Origin of the sequence: Streptomyces sp. NPDC015220 (genome assembly GCF_043079345.1) — a bacterium.
GTDB lineage: Bacteria > Actinomycetota > Actinomycetes > Streptomycetales > Streptomycetaceae > Streptomyces.
Window position 1 is genome coordinate 54,177 of the sequence record NZ_JBIBUK010000007.1, and the last position, 17,836, is coordinate 72,012.

At 73.9% G+C, this 17,836-nt stretch carries 15 protein-coding genes; 12 read left to right on the plus strand and 3 right to left on the minus strand.

Annotation, left to right across the window (positions count from 1 at the left end):
• Nucleotide 1: 1 nt before the first annotated feature.
• A complete protein-coding gene (locus tag ACF061_RS17035) occupies nucleotides 2–1,456 on the minus strand; it encodes an RICIN domain-containing protein (RefSeq protein ID WP_392267665.1) in 1,455 nt (484 codons plus the stop codon).
• A 223-nt stretch (nucleotides 1,457–1,679) separates the two neighbouring features.
• Complete coding sequence (locus tag ACF061_RS17040; protein WP_392267666.1) at nucleotides 1,680–3,332, minus strand: peptidoglycan-binding protein; 1,653 nt, start codon at nucleotides 3,330–3,332, stop codon at nucleotides 1,680–1,682.
• A 324-nt stretch (nucleotides 3,333–3,656) separates the two neighbouring features.
• Here ACF061_RS17040 and ACF061_RS17045 point away from each other — a divergent pair, with 324 nt between their 5' ends.
• From ACF061_RS17045 to ACF061_RS17060, 4 genes are read left to right on the plus strand one after another with little or no spacing between them, the layout of a single operon-like run.
• Nucleotides 3,657–5,279 (plus strand): phage tail sheath family protein, encoded by a 1,623-nt coding sequence (locus ACF061_RS17045; protein ID WP_392267667.1) that lies wholly within the window; start codon nucleotides 3,657–3,659, stop codon nucleotides 5,277–5,279.
• Between the two features lie 55 nt (nucleotides 5,280–5,334).
• On the plus strand, nucleotides 5,335–5,778 hold the full coding sequence (locus ACF061_RS17050) for a phage tail protein (protein ID WP_392267668.1): 444 nt from the start codon (nucleotides 5,335–5,337) through the stop codon (nucleotides 5,776–5,778).
• On the plus strand, nucleotides 5,778–6,338 hold the full coding sequence (locus tag ACF061_RS17055; protein WP_392267669.1) for a hypothetical protein: 561 nt from the start codon (nucleotides 5,778–5,780) through the stop codon (nucleotides 6,336–6,338). The genes ACF061_RS17050 and ACF061_RS17055 overlap by 1 nt, the downstream gene beginning before the upstream one ends.
• Nucleotides 6,335–6,493 (plus strand): DUF6760 family protein, encoded by a 159-nt coding sequence (locus tag ACF061_RS17060; protein WP_392267670.1) that lies wholly within the window; start codon nucleotides 6,335–6,337, stop codon nucleotides 6,491–6,493. The genes ACF061_RS17055 and ACF061_RS17060 overlap by 4 nt, the downstream gene beginning before the upstream one ends.
• An 821-nt stretch (nucleotides 6,494–7,314) precedes the next feature.
• Here the strand turns inward: ACF061_RS17060 and ACF061_RS17065 are convergent.
• A complete protein-coding gene (locus tag ACF061_RS17065; RefSeq protein ID WP_392267671.1) occupies nucleotides 7,315–7,923 on the minus strand; it encodes a hypothetical protein in 609 nt (202 codons plus the stop codon).
• A gap of 1,771 nt (nucleotides 7,924–9,694) precedes the next feature.
• Between ACF061_RS17065 and ACF061_RS17070 the strand changes: the two genes are divergently transcribed.
• The 8 genes from ACF061_RS17070 to ACF061_RS17105 all read left to right on the plus strand — a co-directional run bounded on the left by ACF061_RS17070 (nucleotide 9,695) and on the right by ACF061_RS17105 (nucleotide 17,794).
• Complete coding sequence (locus ACF061_RS17070; RefSeq protein WP_392267672.1) at nucleotides 9,695–10,153, plus strand: extensin; 459 nt, start codon at nucleotides 9,695–9,697, stop codon at nucleotides 10,151–10,153.
• A 134-nt stretch (nucleotides 10,154–10,287) separates the two neighbouring features.
• Nucleotides 10,288–10,710, plus strand: a complete 423-nt coding sequence (locus ACF061_RS17075) for a phage tail protein (protein ID WP_392267673.1) — start codon at nucleotides 10,288–10,290, stop codon at nucleotides 10,708–10,710.
• 16 nt (nucleotides 10,711–10,726) lie between these two features.
• Nucleotides 10,727–11,452, plus strand: coding sequence for a peptidase M23 (locus ACF061_RS17080; RefSeq protein ID WP_392267674.1), 726 nt, complete (start codon nucleotides 10,727–10,729; stop codon nucleotides 11,450–11,452).
• Nucleotides 11,452–13,359, plus strand: a complete 1,908-nt coding sequence (locus ACF061_RS17085; RefSeq protein ID WP_392267675.1) for a VgrG-related protein — start codon at nucleotides 11,452–11,454, stop codon at nucleotides 13,357–13,359. The genes ACF061_RS17080 and ACF061_RS17085 overlap by 1 nt, the downstream gene beginning before the upstream one ends.
• 31 nt (nucleotides 13,360–13,390) lie before the next feature.
• Nucleotides 13,391–13,834 carry a GPW/gp25 family protein gene (locus ACF061_RS17090; RefSeq protein ID WP_392267676.1) on the plus strand — a complete coding sequence of 148 codons (444 nt, stop codon included), beginning with the start codon at nucleotides 13,391–13,393 and terminating at the stop codon, nucleotides 13,832–13,834.
• A complete protein-coding gene (locus ACF061_RS17095) occupies nucleotides 13,834–15,795 on the plus strand; it encodes a putative baseplate assembly protein (RefSeq protein ID WP_392267677.1) in 1,962 nt (653 codons plus the stop codon). Before ACF061_RS17090 ends, ACF061_RS17095 begins: the two co-directional genes overlap by 1 nt.
• The gene (locus ACF061_RS17100) at nucleotides 15,795–16,370 is read left to right on the plus strand and encodes a phage tail protein (protein WP_392267678.1); all 576 of its coding nucleotides are present in this window, start codon (nucleotides 15,795–15,797) and stop codon (nucleotides 16,368–16,370) included. Before ACF061_RS17095 ends, ACF061_RS17100 begins: the two co-directional genes overlap by 1 nt.
• Nucleotides 16,367–17,794, plus strand: a complete 1,428-nt coding sequence (locus ACF061_RS17105; protein ID WP_392267679.1) for an NADase-type glycan-binding domain-containing protein — start codon at nucleotides 16,367–16,369, stop codon at nucleotides 17,792–17,794. Before ACF061_RS17100 ends, ACF061_RS17105 begins: the two co-directional genes overlap by 4 nt.
• Nucleotides 17,795–17,836 lie beyond the last annotated feature (42 nt).

Sequence of the window (17,836 nt, forward strand, 5' to 3'; positions counted from 1 at the left end):
GTCAGCCGCCCGTCTGGGGGATGATCAGCCATTCCTGGTCGTCGGTGTTGGTGCAGTCGTAGAGCGTGAGCGGTGTGTCGTCGCCGCCGTCGCTGGTGCCCGCGACGTCCAGGCACTTGTTGTCGCTGGCGAAGTTGCGGATCCAGTAGGCGCCGCTCTCCTGCTTGTCCACCCACCAGAGCTGGTTGTCGCCGGTGGTGCCGTCGCAGGTGAACTCGGTGATCGGGGACTGGACGGGGGCGGCGCCGTTGTAGGGCAGGTCCATGCAGAGCTGGTCCTTGACGTTGCGGATCTGGAAGAGGGGCCGGCCGCCGGGTCCGTCCTTCGGGTACCTCACCTCCAGGTCCCACAGCTGGTTGTCGTGCGCGGTCCCGTCACAGGTGTACTCGCGCACGGGGCCGTCCTTCTGGCCCTGTTCGTAGCCCGGGATGTCCGCGCACTTCTTGGTGGTGGTGTTGCGCAGTACGACGTTCTGGGCGGGCACCACCGGCTTGGGCTGCTCCTTGGTCGGCGCGCCGCCGCCCGAACCGCCGCTGCCTCCTCCCGAGCCGTCACCGTCGCCGCCGTCGCCGCCGGTGTCCCCGCCGGTGCCGGCCGGTGCCTCCGGCGTCTGCGCCGGCGCGGGCTGGGACGCGGGCGCGGGCTGGACCGGGGCGGGTGTCGGGGACGGCGCCAGCGTGCTCCCGGCCTCGGCGATCTTCTCGGTGGCGCCGGAGGCGACGTTCGGCTTGTAGGCGATCCAGAGCATGACGAAGGTCACCGACAGCGCCAGGAGGACACCGAAGAACGTGGCGAGCCAGCGGGGCAGGAACCCACGCTGGACGTACGTGCCCTCCACCGGCAACGGGCTCACACCCGAACGCTGCACGGCCAGCGTGTACGGCCGCTGCTCCTTCGACCCGAACCAGATGATCTTCCGCGGCCGCAACGTCGCCTTCACGAAAGCGGCCCGCCCCGGCTCGATCTGCACATTCCCCGGACGGATCTCGTACGACAACTGATCACCGTTGTCACTGCCGCTGACCGACGCCGTGACCTTCGTGTTGCCGAGGTTGTCCACCGCCAGACGCGGCCGCCCCCGGAAACGCCCCTTCACCGTCGGCGGCACCAACTCCGCCCGCACCTCCGTGAACGGCGTGATCGTCAGGTTCCCCTCCGGAACCGTCACCGCCTCCGGATGCTCCGTCGGCACGATCCGCACCGCATACGGATTCGGACCCGCCACCGCATCCGGAGTACGCGGCGGCGCGAACGTCAACTCCACCGTCCCCGTCGTCCCCGGGAACAACCGCAGAGTCCGCGGCTCCACCGACGTCCACGGAGCCACATCACCCACCGGCTCGAACCGGTACTCATCCACCACGTCACCGGTATTACGCAACCGCAACCGCACACGCGCACTACCGCCAGGATCGACAGTCGCCGACGCCGGCTCCAGAGAAGTCCAAAGGCTCACTGGGTCGACGCTATGGCCGGCCCCCTTCGCCCGTCAGCAGGCGTGGGGGCACGATCGCTGCCCGAAGGGGAGGCAGGCCCCACCCCCGGAGCCCGGACAGCGACCGGGGTCGCGGCCCGGGCCACGCGCCCTGCGCGCCGCGCACACTGTCCGAGTCGTCCGTCCTGTCCGCACTGTCCGGGCCGTCCGGGCCGTCCGGGCCGTCCGGCTCCGTCGTGGACTCCTACTGGTCCGTCGCCGGGAGGGGCGGGTAGTTGCCCGCGGTCACCTCACCGGGCTGGTCCTGGCTGACGACCCTTCCCCCGTGCAGCATCCGGAAGGTCGTGTCGTCCGCCTTCCCGGTGACCGGGATGCCCATCTCCCGCTGGTAGAGCGCGATCCTGTCGCTCAGGGCGTCGTTGACGGGGCTGTGCGCACGCGGCTTGACACCCTGCAGGTACTGCATGTTCGACCGGATGAACAGGCTCTGTGTGGAGACCACGTCGTCGGTGAACCGGTCGTAGGTGGCCCACAGCAGCACGCTGTTGAACCAGACCACGTTGGCGTTGTCGTTGCCGGGCTGGAGATCGGCCGTCTTCTTGCCCAGATGGGCCATCAGCAGGGCCGTCATGGTGGAGCGGCCGAGGTTGCCGAGCCCGTCGGTCTGCGCCATGACGCCGTCGTAGATGCCGTCGACCTGCTGCTGCCAGCACTTCAAGGCGTTGACCGTCGCGGTGTCCATGACCCCCACGGTGTGGTCCTCGGTGAGCCGGCACGGGGAGGTCTCCGGGAACGTGGCCATTCTGACCTGCGCGAACTGCACGAACAGATTGGGCCCGTCGCCCGGCCGGAAGGGCAGCGGACTGCCCGGCCCCTCCTCCTCGGAGCCCCCCGAAGACCCGCCGGAGGTACCCGCGGCCGGCTCACCGCCGGAGCCGGAGCCGGTGGCTCCGCCGCCCGTGCTCGATCCGTCGTCACCGCCGGTCGCGGCGTCACCGCCGGTGGCGGCGTTGTCGCCCGCCCCGTCGCTCCCGCCGTCCGCCAGGTCGATCCCGGCGCCCCGGGACCCCGCTCCGGACGGCAGCGGGCCGACCGACGGCATGGCGGTCGGCAGCTCGGTGACGGCGATGTCCGCCACCTGCTCCCCGGCGAGACTGCGCACGTCGGGCTTGTAGGCGATCCAGAACATGACGAACGCGAGGGTGAGGGCCAGGGCGAAGCCGAGGAACGTGGCGAGCCAGCGGGGCAGGAACCCGCGCTGGACGAACGTGCCCTCCACCGGCAACGGAGTCACACCCGAGCGCTGCACGGCCAGGGTGTACGGCCGCTGCTCCTTCGACCCGAACCAGATGATCTTCCGCGGCCGCAACGTCGCCTTCACGAAAGCGGCCCGCCCCGGCTCGATCTGCACATTCCCCGGACGGATCTCGTACGACAACTGATCACCGTTGTCACTGCCGCTGACCGACGCCGTGACCTTCGTGTTGCCGAGGTTGTCCACCGCCAGACGCGGCCGCCCCCGGAAACGCCCCTTCACCGTCGACGGCACCAACTCCGCCCGCACCTCGGTGAACGGAGTGATCGTCAGGTTCCCCTCCGGAACCGTCACCGCCTCCGGATGCTCCGTCGGCACGATCCGCACCGCATACGGATTCGGACCCGCCACCGCATCCGGAGTACGCGGCGGCGCGAACGTCAACTCCACCGTCCCCGTCGTCCCCGGGAACAACCGCAGAGTCCGCGGCTCCACCGACGTCCACGGAGCCACATCACCCACCGGCTCGAACCGGTACTCATCCACCACGTCACCGGTATTACGCAACCGCAACCGCACACGCGCGCTACCGCCAGGATCGACAGTCGCCGACGCCGGCTCCAGAGAAGTCCAAAGGCTCACGCGACGACGTTACGAATCCGCGGTGTCCCGGTCAGGAGTCTCCCGCGCACAGCAGGTGCCCGAAAGATCATCAAGACCGGTTCAGGGGCCCTGACCCGCGAGAACGCGGTCCGCGTCCTGCCGCCGGGGAAGGCGGTGGAGCGGCGCCTCACCGGGCCGTGCCGCACGCCGGAGAGCGCTTGCACAAGGCCGCGAGTGGCCCGGCGCCCTGCCCTTGTGGGCAAGGAAAGTGCCCCGACCCCGGCACCGCAGGACGTTTCGGCCGCCGCGCTTCGCGCGTGAGGGTGGACCCGTTCCTGACTCGTACCCCGAGGAGAGCGAAGCATGCCGTCCTACCTGTCGCCCGGCGTCTACGTCGAGGAGGTGGCCAGCGGCTCGCGCCCGATCGAGGGTGTGGGCACCTCGGTGGCGGCCTTCGTGGGGCTCGCCCCGGCCGGCCCGCTCAACGAGCCGACTCTGGTGACCAACTGGAGCCAGTACGTCGCGGCCTTCGGTGAGTTCACCGACGGGTACTACCTCGCCCACTCGGTCTACGGGTTCTTCCAGAACGGCGGCACGGCGGCCTACGTCGTGCGCGTGGGCGGCTCCGCCGAGGGCGCGTCCCTGGACGGCGGCGCCCCGGCCGGCCGCAACGGTGCGGCGCCCGCCGCGGTGGGCTCCGCCGCCGCCCCGGCCGCGCTGCCGTCCGGCGAGCCGCGGCAACTCGGCACCTTCACCGTGACCGCCATCGCCTCCGGCGACAGCGGCTCGCTGAGCGTCGAGGTCGCCGACCCGGAGGGCGAGGGCCCGGCCGAGCGGTTCCGGCTGATCGTCAAGGACGGCGACAAGGCCGTCGAGACGTTCGACGTGACCGCCAAGAAGGGCGGCCGCAACTACGTCGTCACGCAGGTCAAGGAGCGCTCCAAGCTCATCACCGTGACCGAGGCCGCGCCGGCCGCGCAGCTGGTCCGCCCCGACAACCAGACGGTGGCCCTCGCCGCGCCCGCGCCCGTGCCGGCCCCCGCCGGCCCGGCCGCCGACGCGGCACCGGAGTCCCACCCGGGCCCGGCCCAGTACCTCGGCGACTCGGCGGACCGCACCGGTTTCGGCGGTCTGGAGGCCGTCGACGAGGTCTCCATGGTCGCGGTGCCCGACCTGATGGCCGCCTACCAGCGGGGCGCGATCGACCTGGAGGCGGTCAAGGCCGTCCAGCTCGGGCTGATCGCGCACTGCGAGCTGATGGGCGACCGGGTCGCCGTCATCGACCCGCCGCCCGGCCTGAACGCCCGTCAGATCCGGGTCTGGCGGCAGGAGACGGCCGGCTACGACTCCAAGTACGCCGCCCTGTACTACCCGTGGATCAAGGCGTTCGACCCCAGCAGCGGCCAGTCCCGGCTGATCCCGCCGAGCGGCCACGTCGCCGGCGTCTGGGCCCGCAACGACTCCGAGCGCGGCGTGCACAAGGCGCCCGCCAACGAGGTCGTACGCGGCGCGGTGGACCTCGAGATCCAGATCACCCGCGGGGAGCAGGACCTGCTCAACCCGATCGGCGTCAACTGCATCCGCGCCTTCCCGGGGCGGGGCATCCGGATCTGGGGCGCGCGCACGCTGTCCTCCGACCCGGCGTGGCGCTACCTGAACGTCCGCCGGTACTTCAACTACCTGGAGGAGTCGATCCTGATCGGCACCCAGTGGGTGGTGTTCGAGCCGAACGACCACGCGCTGTGGGCCCGTATCCGGCGCAACATCTCGGCGTTCCTGGTCAACGAGTGGCGCAGCGGAGCCCTGTTCGGGCAGCGCCCGGAGGAGGCCTTCTACGTCAAGTGCGACGAGGAGACCAACCCGCCGGAGTCGGTCGACGTCGGCCGGGTGATCTGCGAGATCGGCATCGCGCCGGTCAAGCCGGCCGAGTTCGTGATCTTCCGGCTGGCCCAGTTCTCGAGCGGCAACGGCGAGTTGGAGGAGTAGCCCACCTCCCGCCCGCCCCGGTCGTCTTCAACACCCCTAGAAGGACAGCGAACTCATGAGTCTCCAGCCGGGTGACGCCCTCACCTCACACAACTTCGGCCTCCAGATCGACGGCGTGATGGTCGAGTACCTGGCCGAGGTCAGCGGCCTCAGCATCGAGCAGGACGTCATCACCTACCAGCAGAACACCCCCAACGGCCAGAACGTGGTCAAGAACCTGCCGGGTGTGAAGAAGAACGGCACCTGCACGGTCGTACGCGGCATGACCCAGTCGGCCTCGTTCACCGAATGGATCAACCAGTCCATCACCGGGCAGATGACCACCGCCCGCAAGAACGCCTCCATCATCATGATGGACTTCCAGAACAACCCGGTGAAGCGCTACCACCTGCGCAACGCCTGGTGCAGCAAGATCGACGCCAGCACGGTGAAGGCGGGCGAGGCGGCCGCCCTCACCGAGACCGTGACCATCACGTTCGAAGAACTGGTCATCGAATAATGCGGCGTTCGGCTGCCAGGGCCGGCAGCTCCGTCTCCTACGCCGGCCCGGACGCGGCGCAGGCGGCGACGGAGACGGGCACGGAGGTTCCGGGACCGGGCCAAGGGGCTGTACCGGCCCCGGGCCCGGGGCCGGCTCCCGCGGCCGCCGTCCCCCCGCCGGGCGGGCAGCACCCGGTTCAGCAGGAGGCTCTGCGCACCGAGTTCGCCTTCCAGCTGCCCCGCGGTTACGTCGACGAGTCGGGCGCCGTCCACCGGGACGGGACGATGCGGCTCTCCACGGCGCGGGACGAACTCGTCCCCCTGCGGGACGTGCGGGTCCAGGAGAATCCGGCGTACCTGTCTGTCGTCCTGCTCGGCCGGGTCATCACCCGCCTCGGCACGCTGCCCATGGTGCACGACGGGATCGTGGAGAACATGTTCGCCTCCGACCTGGCGTTCCTCCAGGACTTCTACCGTCAGATCAACGCCGAGGGCCACACCCGCGCCGCCGTGCGGTGCCCGCACTGCTCGGAGCCCTTCGAGGTGGAACTCGGCGGGAGCCGCCTGGGGGAATCGTGACGTACGCGACCGACCGGCTGCACGAGGAGATCGCGTACGTGGCCTACCACTTCCACTGGAGCCTGGAGGAGATCCTGGACCTGGAACACCACGACCGCCGCCGCTACACGGGCGAGATCGTGTCCTTGGTGACGCGCGCCGGGGCGGAGGGCTGAGCGGTGGGTTTCCTGGACCGGTTCCGCGGGCGGACGGAAGACGGGGACGACAGGGCGGCCACGGGCGTGGCCGCCGACGCCGGGGTGCCGTCGGGTACGCCGTCCGGCGGTGCCTCGGAGTCCTGGGACCGCGGTCGTACGGCGATGCCCGCGTCCTGGCCGGCGCTGCCGCCCATCCAGCGGGCACTGGCGCCGGACCCGGCCGGGGTCGCCGACTCCGGGTTCGGCGGACGGCTGCCCACCTGGCAGAACCCGTCGTTCATGGGCACGGCGTCCCACGCCGTCCTGGACGGGCGTTCGAGCGCGGTCCTCGGCGGCACGGCGCACCCGTCGTCGGCCCGCCCGGTCGCGGGCCTGGAGCAACCCGCGGCGGCCCTGCCGTCGGCGGGTCCCGGACCGACGGTGCAACGGAAGCCCGCGGTACCACTGCGGTGGGTCGCCCCGCGAGTGCCGGGCGCGCCGACTGCGCCGACTGCGCCGGGAGTATCCGGCGTGCCCGGGGCGTCCGGGGTGCCTGGGACGTCCCACGCCCCTGCTGCGCCTGGAGCAACCGGAGCACCCGGTGGTTCGGGGCGTGCTCAGGTCGTCCGCGCGGAGGGCGGCTCGGGCCGGTACACCGCCGCCGGCACGGCGAACGGCCCAACCGTCCCCGGCCCGTCGGCCTCGTCCGCCGTCACGCCCACGCCCACGCCCACGCCCACGCCCACGCCCACGGTGCAACGGGCCGGTGCGGCCGAGGGTGCCGCGACATCCACGACGTCTGCGACGTCTGCGACGGCCGTCCCCGTGGTGACACCGCAGCCGTCCTCCGCTCCTGCGGCTCAACTGCCGCTTCCCGCCTCCGGACCGCGGCTGAGCCCGGTTCCGGCCGGCTCGTCGTCCCGTCCGGGATCCCTCACGCAGGCGCGGCGGGACGCCTCGACGACACGGCACCGGACGCTTCCGGTGTCCCGGCGGACGACCGTGCCGCCGGCCGGCCGGACCTCCGGAACGGAGGCCGCACCGGCCGGCAGCGGTACCGCGGACGGGACGCCGGCCCCGGCCGCGGAAGGCAGCCGGGGCACCACGCGGGCCTCGGGGGGCAGCCCGAGCACCGCGCCCGGGCGCCCCGCCGCGGTCCCGCCGGGCGGCGACGCCCCGGTGGCCGGCGGCCACGGCTCGGCGGCGGCCTCGGAGCGGGCGAGCGCCGGAACGCGGGGCGCGCCCCGGACCACGACGCCCACGGACACGGCTCCCCGTGCCGGAATCGGCACCGGTTCGGCACGGCCGACGCCTGCCACGCCGTCGGCGTCGGTGCGTTCCGAGCCGCCGGTGCAGAGATCCGTGGCCACGGAGAGCGGCCGCACGTCCCATGGCTCCGGCTCCACCGAGGCCCCCCACCCGCCCGCGGCCGCGGCGCCCGCCTCCGGTGAGACCGCGAGTGGCCCCACGCGGAGCACGGTAGGCCGCTCGGCTGCCGCTCCGGTCCCCGCGACGGAGACGACGCGGCGCACCGGCGTGCCCGGGAACCCGGTCGCCCCCGCACTTCAGCGTCACACTGCCGCGGGTTCCGACGCCGCCTCGGAGCCGAGCGCCGCTCCGAGGCCGGACACCGCTTCGGGCCCGGGTGGCGTGCCTGGGCCGGGCACCGCCCCGAGGCCGAGTGCCGCTCCGAGGCCGAGTGCCGCCCCGCGGCCAGGCGCCGCCTCGGGACCCGGCACCGCCCCGGCGCCCGGCGCCGCCCCCGGCGGATCCGCCGGCGAGGCGGTACGGCCCGCCGTCCAGCGCCGGTCATCGGCCGCGGGCGCCCGTACGACTCCGTCGGCCCCCGCTCCGGGTCCCGCTGACCCGGACCGCTCCGCGGCCGGCCTTCCCAGCACCGCACCGTCCACTCCGGCCACCACGACCGGCGGGGCACGCCCGGCCGGCTCCGCGCGACCCGTGCACACGCCGGGCGTCGGCGCTCCCGTACCGGGCGAGAAGGCGGACCGGCCGGAGACCGGCTCCACCGCCCCCGGTTCCGCCGCGTCCTCCCCGCGTGCGACCACCACTTCGGTCGGCGGCTCGCCGACCGCCTCACCGGCCGTCCAGCGAAGCACCGGCCGTCGCTCTCCCCGCGTCGGTCTCGGCGCCCCCCTCTCCGCGCGGCCCGACGTCCCGGCGACCCCGCGATCCGGGCCGACCCCTCCGGTCGGCCCGCAGGCGTCCGCCCGGCCCGCCCCGCGCGTCGAACCGGCCCCCGCCGCCTCCCCCGATCCGACGGCACGGCCCCACTCCTCGACGCGGCCGACCGCTCCCGCCCGCCCCCACGCCTCGGTACCGCTCGACCCGCCCGCCCAGCCGGCCCCGTCCGCTCAGCCGACCCCGCCGACCCCGTCCGCTCCGCCCGCCCCTCCGGCCCCGCCCGCCCAGTCGGCCCCGCCGACTCCGCCGGTCCAGCGCAGCTCTTCGTCCCGCCCGGGGCGCACACCGCTGTCCAGCCCCGCTGCCCGGCCGACCGCCCCGGCCGGTCCCGACACGGCAGCCGGAACCGGCGCCGCCGCCTCCCCGGAGGCGGCGGCCCAGCCGAACCCCGCGGCCGCCCCGCGGCCATCAGCCGGGCCCAGCGCCCCGGCCGTCCTTCCCGCGGCAGCCGTCCGGCCGACCGCACCCACCGTCGCGGGCCCGCCTGCCCCTTCCGGCCCACTGCTCCGGCCGAACACCGCGCACCGGTCCGTTCCCTCGACCGGGCCCGGCCCCTCGCACCGACCGGTACCGACTCACCAACCTGTCCCGAGCACCCGGCTCGGTCCGGCGGCTCCGCCCGCCCCGGTGGTCCAGCGCGTTTCCTCGGCCGAAGCGAGCCCGTCCGCCGATGCCGCGGCCTCGCCGCCGCGTGACCCGTTCGTCCGGCGCGGTCCGTCGAGCGGGCCGGAGTCGGCGTCCGCTCCCGCCCCCGGTGGGACTCCCCCGCCCGTCGTCCAGCGCGCCGACGGGGCCGCCGGTCCGGCCCGGCGTCGCCCGCCCCTCGGGGCGCCCCTGCCCACGGCTCCCACCGGCTTCGCTCCGCTGCTCGCCCCGGCGGCCCCGACCGCACCCGACGCCCTCGCCGCGACGCCCGCGGTGACGCGACCGCCGTTGTCGCCGTCCGGTCCGGTCGCGCTCCAGCGGGCGGCCTCGACGGCCCCCGCCGGGCCGGACCACGGGCACCCGGACTCCCCGCGCCCCCCGACCCCGTTCTCCGTGGCGTCGGCGCCCGCGGCGGCGCTCACGCCGCCCTCGGCGCCCGCGGCTCCGGCCGCGCCGTTGCCCGTCGTCCAGCGGTTCCGGAAGAACAGCGAGCCGACGCCGCCGGGAAACCGGGGCGCGGGCGCCGTCGGACCCGCCACACCCGTCGCACCCGCCGCGCCGGCCGCCGTCCCGACCACCGTGCAGGCCAGGGCGGTACCCGCCGCTCCCTCCACCGCACCGCCGCCACCGCCGGCGCCCGCGCACACCTCCCGTGCCGGCGGCCCGCCCCCCGGCGCTCCGCCGTCGGAGCACGCGGAGATCCCGCCGGGCGCGTTCGACCCCAGGGAACTCACCGACTTCCAGCTCGACGAGCTCGTGCACCGGATCATCGGCCGCGTCACCCGGCTGATCCGCACCGAGCTGCGAATGGACCGCGAACGGATCGGCAGACTCCGCGATCCCCGCCACTGACCGGCGCGCCACCGCACCCCCGGCCGGCACTCCACCGGCCGGCCCGGCACCACCGACCGGCAGCACCGACCGGCACCACCGACCGGCAGCACCCAGGAACCACCCGCCAGGAACGACAGAAAGGCCCACCTGCGATGTCCCGCCAGGACCCGGGCTCCACCATCTGGTTCAGCCTCAGCATCGACGGCGAGAGCCTCGGCTACTTCAACGGCTGCGAGGGGCTGGCGTCCCAGGTGGAGGTCGAGCAACGCCAGGAGGGCGGCAACAACGGCTTCGTCTGGCAACTGCCCACGCGTGTCACGTTCTCCACCATCCGGCTGACCCGCCCGCTCACGCCCGACACCGCCAAGGTCGCCAAGTGGATCTCGTCGGTGCAGACGGGCATCAAGCGGCCCACCGCGCAGATCGCGGCGCTGCGCGCGGACGGGTCGGAGGTCGCCCGCTGGGGGCTGATCGACGTGCTGCCGGTGAGCTGGACCGGTCCCACCCTGGACCCGGCCGGCCCGGCGGTGGCGACCGAGGTGCTGGAGATCACCCACCACGGGTTCACGGACTGAGAGGGGGCCGCGGACAATGGCGAAGGGCAGCAGGGGCGGTGCCGGCAAGAGTCTGGTGCGCGCCACACTCGCGATCCACGAACCGCCCGCCGGCGACAGCACCACTCCCGGCGGGCTCATCAGGACGTTCGGCTTCGACTTCAACCCGTCACAGCTCTCGCTGTCGCGGCGGGCCCAGTGGAAGTCCACCCCCGCGCAGATCGAACGGGACGGCCCGCTGCCGGAGTTCATGGGGTCCGAGCCTCGGCAGATGAGTGTGGAGATCTTCCTCGACTCCTCCGACGAGCCGGCCGGCAACACCGTGCTGAAGAAGGTGGAGTCGCTGCTCAAGTGCTGCGAGGTGACCTCCAGGAGCATCGCCGCCAAGCAGCCATCGCCGCCGTGGGTGGTGCTCCAGTGGGGCTCCTTCTCCACCGCCCGGTTCGTCGCCTACGTCAGCTCGGTGGAGGCCAGTTACACCCTCTTCGGGACGACCGGCGTGCCGATCCGCGCCACCGTCCGGCTGCAGCTGCACGAGATCCCCAGCGCGACCATGGGGCAGAACCCGACCTCGGGCGCGCTCACCGCGCAGCGCGTGCACCGGGTGGTGGCCGGCGACTCGTTGCAGTCGCTGGCCTGGCGTGAGTACGGCAGCGCCGCGGCCTGGCGCTCGATCGCGGAGGCCAACGGGATCGACGACCCGGCGCACCTGCCGACCGGCGTCGAACTGGTGCTGCCGGCCGCGGAGGAGGTGCGCGCCTGATGGTGCGGTCCGCGTTCTCCAACATCATCGACGTGCGGATCGGCGGCGCCAAGCTGCCGCCCGAGTACGCCCGGGCGCTCGTCGACAGCTGGGTCGACCAGGGCGTCGGCGTGCCGGCCGCGTTCCGGCTCACCTTCCGCGACCCGTACCGGAAGATCCTCGGCCGGCTGGGCATCACCTTCGGCACGAAGGTGATCCTCACTCCGGTGTCCGACGGGCAGGGCGCCGGCGATCCGCTGCTGACCGGCGAGGTCACCGGCCTGGAGGCCGACTACGACGGCACGGGCAGCTTCGCCGTGGTCCGCGGCTACGACCTCGGGCACCGGCTGCTGCGTCAGCGCCGGGTGGCCGCCTACCGCAACCAGAGCGCGTCCGACATCGCCCGGAAGCTGGCCGCCCAGGACGGGGTGCCGGTCGGGCGGATCGAGTCGACCCGGACGGTGTACGAGTTCATCAGCCAGTCCAACGTCTCCGACTGGGACTTCCTCGCCCGGCTCGCCGACGAGAACGAGATGGTGATGTCGGTGGACGCGGACGGGAAGTTCCAGTTCGTCCGCCCGAAGCCGTCCTCCGGGGCGCCCTCGCCCGAGACCGACGGGGACAAGAGCCCGTTCGTGCTCCAGGCCGGGCACGACATCCTGCGGCTGCGGGCCGCGGTCACCGCCGCCGACCAGGTCGGCAAGGTCGAGGCGCGGGGCTGGGACGTCACCACCAAGAAGAAGCTGACCGCCACCGCGCCCGCCACCGACAACCCGGGCATCGGCATCGGCACCACCCCGGGCGCGGCGGCGGGGAAGTTCAAGCCGGCCACCCTGGTGGAGACGGGCACGCCGTACGACAAGCAGAACGAGGTGAAGTCCGCGGCCGACGCCCTCGCCGACGACGTGACGTCCTCCTTCGCCGAGCTGGAGGTCGTGGCGCGCGGCAACCCCAAGCTGCGGCCGGGGGTCGCGGTGGCGCTGGCCGACGTCGGCCGGCCCTTCGAGGGCAAGTACACCGTCACCTCCGTGCGGCACGTCTTCGGCGACGGCAAGCACTACGAGGCGTGGGTGACGGTCAGCGGCCGGCAGTGGCGCTCGCTGTACGGGCTGGCGTCCGGCGGCACGGAAGGCGCGCTCCGGCTGCCCAGTGTGGCCAACGCCCTGGTCACCGACGTGAACGACCCGCTCAAGCAGGGGCGGGTCCGGTTGCAGTTCCCGTGGCTGGACGACACCTACGTCAGCGACTGGACCCGGACCGTGCAACTGGGCGGTCTCGACGGCGGCGGGGTGTTCCCGATGGACGTCAACGACGAGGTGCTGGTCGCCTTCGACCGGGGCGCCCTCGACCATCCGTTCGTGATCGGCGGGCTCTACAACGGCAAGGACCGGCCGACGACCGTCGGCGACGTGCCGCTGCACGACGCCGTGCGGAAGAAGGCGAGCCGGCACACCCTCTCCGACCGGGACGGCAACCGGCTGGACCTGCTCAGCCAGAAGACCGGCGGCCGCAAGCAGGGGGTCCGGCTGGCGTCCGGGGACAACCGGCTGACCATCAGCCTGGACCGGACGAACACCGAGATCGTCGTGGACAGCAAGGGCGAGGTCACGATCAAGGGCAGCCGGGCGGTGTCGGTCGAGGCGGGCACCGATCTCACGCTCAGCGCACGACGCAGGCTGACCATCAAGAGCGGCGGCGCGCTCAGCATCGAGGGGGCCGGGCTGGTCAACGTGAAGGCCGCGGGCGAGATCGGGGTGGTCGCGGCGGGCGCCCTGAACATGAGCGCCCTGGGCGCCGCCAACCTCACCGGCGGGGCCACCGTGCAGATCACGTCGGCCGTCAACACGACGATCAAGTCGCCGACCACCCTGGTCGGTTCCGCCGTGTTCGGGGTCACCACCATTCCCGTGCCGATGGTGATCCCGTGAGCGTTTCCGTGGAAGGCGGGGTGGGTTTCTGATGGCCGAGCAGTTCGTCGGGTCCGGGTGGTCGTTCCCGTTGCGGATCGGACCGACCGGCGGGATCGCGCTGGTCAGCGGGGAGCGGGAGATCGAGGAGGCGATCCGGCTGGTGCTGTCCACAGCGCCGGGCGAGCGCCCGATGCGTCCCGACTTCGGCTGCGCGATCCACGACCTGGTCTTCGCCCCGGTCAACGAGCAGACCGCGGGCCGCATCCAGCACGAGGTGTACGCCAGCCTGGACCGCTGGGAGCCGCGCATCGAGGTCGACGACGTCGAGGTGACGGCGGGCGACGACCGGAGCGTCCTCTACATCGACGTGCGCTACTCGATCCGCGGCACCAACAACCCGCGCAGCCTCGTCTTCCCCTTCTACGTCATTCCGTCCCACGACGAGCCGGACGGCCCCGGTGCGGCCGGCCCGGCTCCGGAAAGCGACCGCTGATGGCCCTGCCCTCCCCCAACCTCGACGACCGCCGCTTCCAGCAGTTCGTCGACGACGCCAAGCGCTACATCCAGCAGCGGGCCCCGGAGTGGACCGACCACAACGTCTCCGACCCCGGCGTCACCCTGGTCGAGACGGTCGCCCACATGGCCGACCAGATCGTGTACCGGCTCAACCGGGTGCCCGAGAAGAACCACCTGGCCTTCCTGGACCTGGTCGGGATCACCCTGTTCCCGCCGTCGGCCGCGCGCACCGACGTCACGTTCTGGCTGTCGGCGCCGCAGGAGGAGCCGGTGGCGGTGCCGGTCGGCACCGAGGTCGCCACCATGCGCACCGAGAGCGAGGAGGCCGTCGTCTTCGCCACCGAGCGCCATCTGACCGTGGTGCCGTGCGAGTTGCGTCATCTGCTGGTGCAGCACCGGGGCCAGGCGGCCGTCGACCGCACGCACGACCTGGCGGAGGACGGCAAGGACCTGCTGTGCTTCGCGGAGTCGCCCGATCCGGGCGACTGCATGCTGCTCGGCCTGTCCGCGGCCGTGCCGCACTGTGCGCTCGCCCTGGACCTGGACAGCCGGGTGGACGGCGTCGGCGTGGACCCGCGACAGCCGCCCCTGGTGTGGGAGGCGTGGACGGCGGACGGCTGGCGGCCCTGCGAGGTCGACCGGGACGGCACGGGCGGCCTCAACCGCCCCGGCGAGGTGGTCCTGCACATCCCCGGCGGGCACGTGCTGTCCCGCAACGCCGGGCAGGAGGCGGGCTGGGTGCGCTGCCGGGTCACCGAGCCCCTGTCCGGCCAGCCGTTCTACACCACCTCCCCGACGGTCCGCGCCGCCGAGGCCTTCACCATCGGCGGCACCACCGCCGCCGTGCACGCCGAGACCGTGAACGACGAGGCGCTCGGCGAGTCCACCGGGCTGCCCGGGCAGCGGCTGCGCCTGGCGCACGCGCCCGTGGTCGGCGACGACCCGCCGGTGCTGCTGCAGACCGCCGAGCACGACGGCTGGGCGGACTGGCAGGTGGTCCCGAACTTCGCGGCCTCCGGACCGGACGACCGGCACATCACCCTCGACGCCACGACCGGTGAGATCGCCTTCGGGCCCGCGGTGCGCGAACCCGACGGCTCGTTGCGGCAGTTCGGGGCGGTCGCCCCCAAGGGCGCGCCGGTCCGGGCCCGCCGCTACCGCACCGGCGGCGGCCGGGCCGGCAACGTGGCCCGGGGCGCGGTGCAGATCCTGCGCACCTCCATCCCCTACGTCTCGGAGGTGGTCAACCGCGAGGCGGCCCGCGGCGGGGTGGACGGGGAGACGGTGGACGAGGCGAAGGTCCGGGCGCCGATCACCCTGCGCGCCCAGGAACGGGCGGTGACCCTGCGGGACTACGAGGAGCTGGCCCGCCGGGCCGCGCCGGAGACGGCGCGCATCACCTGCCTGGAGGGCGAGGAGGGCGAGCACGGGGCGTACGCGGTGCGGGTGCTGGTGGTGCCGCAGGCAGTGCCGGACCCGGGCGGCCGGCTCCGTTTCGAGCAACTGGTGCCCGGCGACGCTCTGCTGGACCGGATCACCCGGCACCTGGACGAACGCCGTCTGATCGGGACGAGGCTGGCGGTCGGGCCGCCGTACTACCAGGGCGTCACGGTGGTGGCCACGGTGCACGCCTTCCGGGGTGTGGACACCGACCGGGTGCGCCGGCAGGTGCACGACGCGCTCTACCGGCACCTCGACCCGCTGACCGGCGGCGCGGACGGCGCCGGCTGGCCGTTCGGCCGTCCCGTCCAGTCCGGCGAGGTCTTCGCGGTGCTGCAGCGGGTGCCGGGCGTGGAACTGGTCGACGAGGTGGTCCTGCACCCCGCCGACCCGCTGACCGGCAAGCGCGGCGACGCCACGGACCGCATCGACCTGTCCCGGCCCTCCCTGGTGTTCTCCTTCGACCACCGGGTGCGCGTGATCGGGGACGGTGCCTGATGCGGGGCTCCATCGACGGCCTCGGCTCCTCTGCGCCGATCGGCATGATGCTGCCGGCGGTGTTCGCCGACGACGACCTCGCGCAGCGGTTCGTCGCCGGTCTCGACGAGGTGATCGCGCCGATCCTGAGCGTCCTGGACTGCCTGGACACGTACTTCCGGCCGTCCCTGGCCCCGCCGGACTTCGCCCGGTGGCTGGGCGGCTGGGTCGGCGCGGAGACCGACGGCAGCGAACCCGAGCCGCTGCTGCGGGCGGCCGTGGCCGCCGCGGCGTACCTGCACCGCATCCGTGGGACCCGGCGCGGGCTGTCGGAGACGGTGCGGCTGGCCTTCGGCGTGGAGCCGGAGATCAGCGAGAGCGGCGCCGCCGCCTGGAGCGCCCGTCCGCTCGGCCCGGTGCCGGGCGAGTCCCGTCCGCGCCTGCACGTACATCTGCGGCTGCCCCACCCCACCTCCGCGGACCGGCACCGCCTGGACACCCTGGTGGCCGCCGCCCGCCCCGCCCACATGCCGTACACGGTCCGGGTGACCGCCACGGAACCCGCTGTACCCGCCGAAAGGACCACCGAGAGATGACGACCACCCAGAACTGCGCCGACTGCGGCACCCGCGCGGAACCGGGACAGTCGTTCTGCGACGCCTGCGGCGCGGTACTGAGCTGGACCGACCGGGCGGCCACCCGGACACCGGCCGCGGCCGGAGCGGCGACGGCCGGTACGCCGGCGACGGGCGCACCGGAGCGGTCCGGGGCGCCCGCCCCGGAGGCCGGGGCCACCGGAGGGCCCACCGGTGTGCCCGGTGGCGCCACGGCGTCCGGAGCACCCGGTTCGTCCGGGCCGCGATCCGGCGACGGTGCGTCCCCCGCCGGGGGCGCGTCCGGCGCGGCCCCGGCCGCACCGGCCCCCACGGCTCCCGTCCACGCGGCCCCCGGCCACATGGCCCCCGGTTCGGAGAGCGCACCCGGAAGCGCTCCGGTCCCGGCCTCCGACCCGGACCTGGAGACCACCGCCCCGGTCCCGGCCACCGCCGCCCCGGCCGCGGACGAGACCGCGCCCACCGCTCCGCTGCCCGGCGCGACGGCTCCCGCCGACGCCGAGGGCATGACCGACCGGGCGCGGCAGCTGCTCATCCCGGTCGCCGACCCGCAGGCCCGGCCCACCGCGGACCCCTCCGTGGCCCCGGTGCTGCCGGGCCGTCCCGCCCCCCAGCGCCCGCAGGTCGTACGGGCTCCGGGCGAGGAGGCCGGCGCCGCCGGCGGGACGCCCTGCCCCTGGTGCTCGACGCTCAACCGGCCCGACCGGCACTACTGCGCGCGGTGCGCGATGCCGATGACCCGCAGCGAGCAGGCGTCCGGGCGGCTGCCCTGGTGGCGACGGCTGGTGGGCTCCGGCAACCGCGAGACCCCGTGGGCCGGTGACCGCCCCCGGCTGCGCCGGACCTTCGACCGCGTGCTGACCTGGGTGGGGGCGCTCGTCGTCCTGACCCTGCTGATCGTGCTGGCGGTGCACATCCCGCAGGGCGTCCAGGCGACCCGCGACCACTTCGCCAAGCGTGCTCCGGTGGCTCCCGACCGCGTCACCGCGTCCCGCTCCTACCCGGGGCACAAGCCCGAACTGGCCTTCGACAAGCTGAACAACACCTGGTGGGGGCCCGGGGTGGCCGAGTCCGGGCAGGGCCAGTGGATCGAGGCGCGGTTCTCCGAGCCGACCAGGCTGCTGGATCTGATCATCACCCCTGGGGTGTCGAAGCGTCCCGACCAGCTCTCCCAGTCGGCGCTCCCGCACCGCGTCGAGGCCCGCATCACTCTGGCCGACGGCAAGACCACGACCCGCGAGCTCACCCTCGACCAGGGCGCGGGCGGCCAGCGTCGCGCGTTCCGGGTCGGCGAGGTCACGGCCGTGCGGTTCGTCATCGAGTCCGCCTACCAGACCTCCGCCAAGAAGCAGGTGTCCATCGCCGAGATCGAGTTCTTCGGACCGTCGAACGCGAACGGGTCCTGAGTTCCGCGCGGGCGGGGGCCCGGCCACTCCCCCGTCCGCGCC

Excerpts from the sequence above, each read along its gene's own strand:
- ACF061_RS17045 (WP_392267667.1), top strand. The coding sequence starts at position 3,657 with ATGCCGTCCTACCTGTCGCCCGGCGTCTACGTCGAGGAGGTGGCCAGC.
- ACF061_RS17050 (WP_392267668.1), top strand. The coding sequence starts at position 5,335 with ATGAGTCTCCAGCCGGGTGACGCCCTCACCTCACACAACTTCGGCCTC.
- ACF061_RS17055 (WP_392267669.1), top strand. The coding sequence starts at position 5,778 with ATGCGGCGTTCGGCTGCCAGGGCCGGCAGCTCCGTCTCCTACGCCGGC.
- ACF061_RS17075 (WP_392267673.1), top strand. The coding sequence starts at position 10,288 with ATGTCCCGCCAGGACCCGGGCTCCACCATCTGGTTCAGCCTCAGCATC.
- ACF061_RS17080 (WP_392267674.1), top strand. The coding sequence starts at position 10,727 with ATGGCGAAGGGCAGCAGGGGCGGTGCCGGCAAGAGTCTGGTGCGCGCC.
- ACF061_RS17085 (WP_392267675.1), top strand. The coding sequence starts at position 11,452 with ATGGTGCGGTCCGCGTTCTCCAACATCATCGACGTGCGGATCGGCGGC.
- ACF061_RS17090 (WP_392267676.1), top strand. The coding sequence starts at position 13,391 with ATGGCCGAGCAGTTCGTCGGGTCCGGGTGGTCGTTCCCGTTGCGGATC.
- ACF061_RS17095 (WP_392267677.1), top strand. The coding sequence starts at position 13,834 with ATGGCCCTGCCCTCCCCCAACCTCGACGACCGCCGCTTCCAGCAGTTC.
- ACF061_RS17100 (WP_392267678.1), top strand. The coding sequence starts at position 15,795 with ATGCGGGGCTCCATCGACGGCCTCGGCTCCTCTGCGCCGATCGGCATG.
- ACF061_RS17105 (WP_392267679.1), top strand. The coding sequence starts at position 16,367 with ATGACGACCACCCAGAACTGCGCCGACTGCGGCACCCGCGCGGAACCG.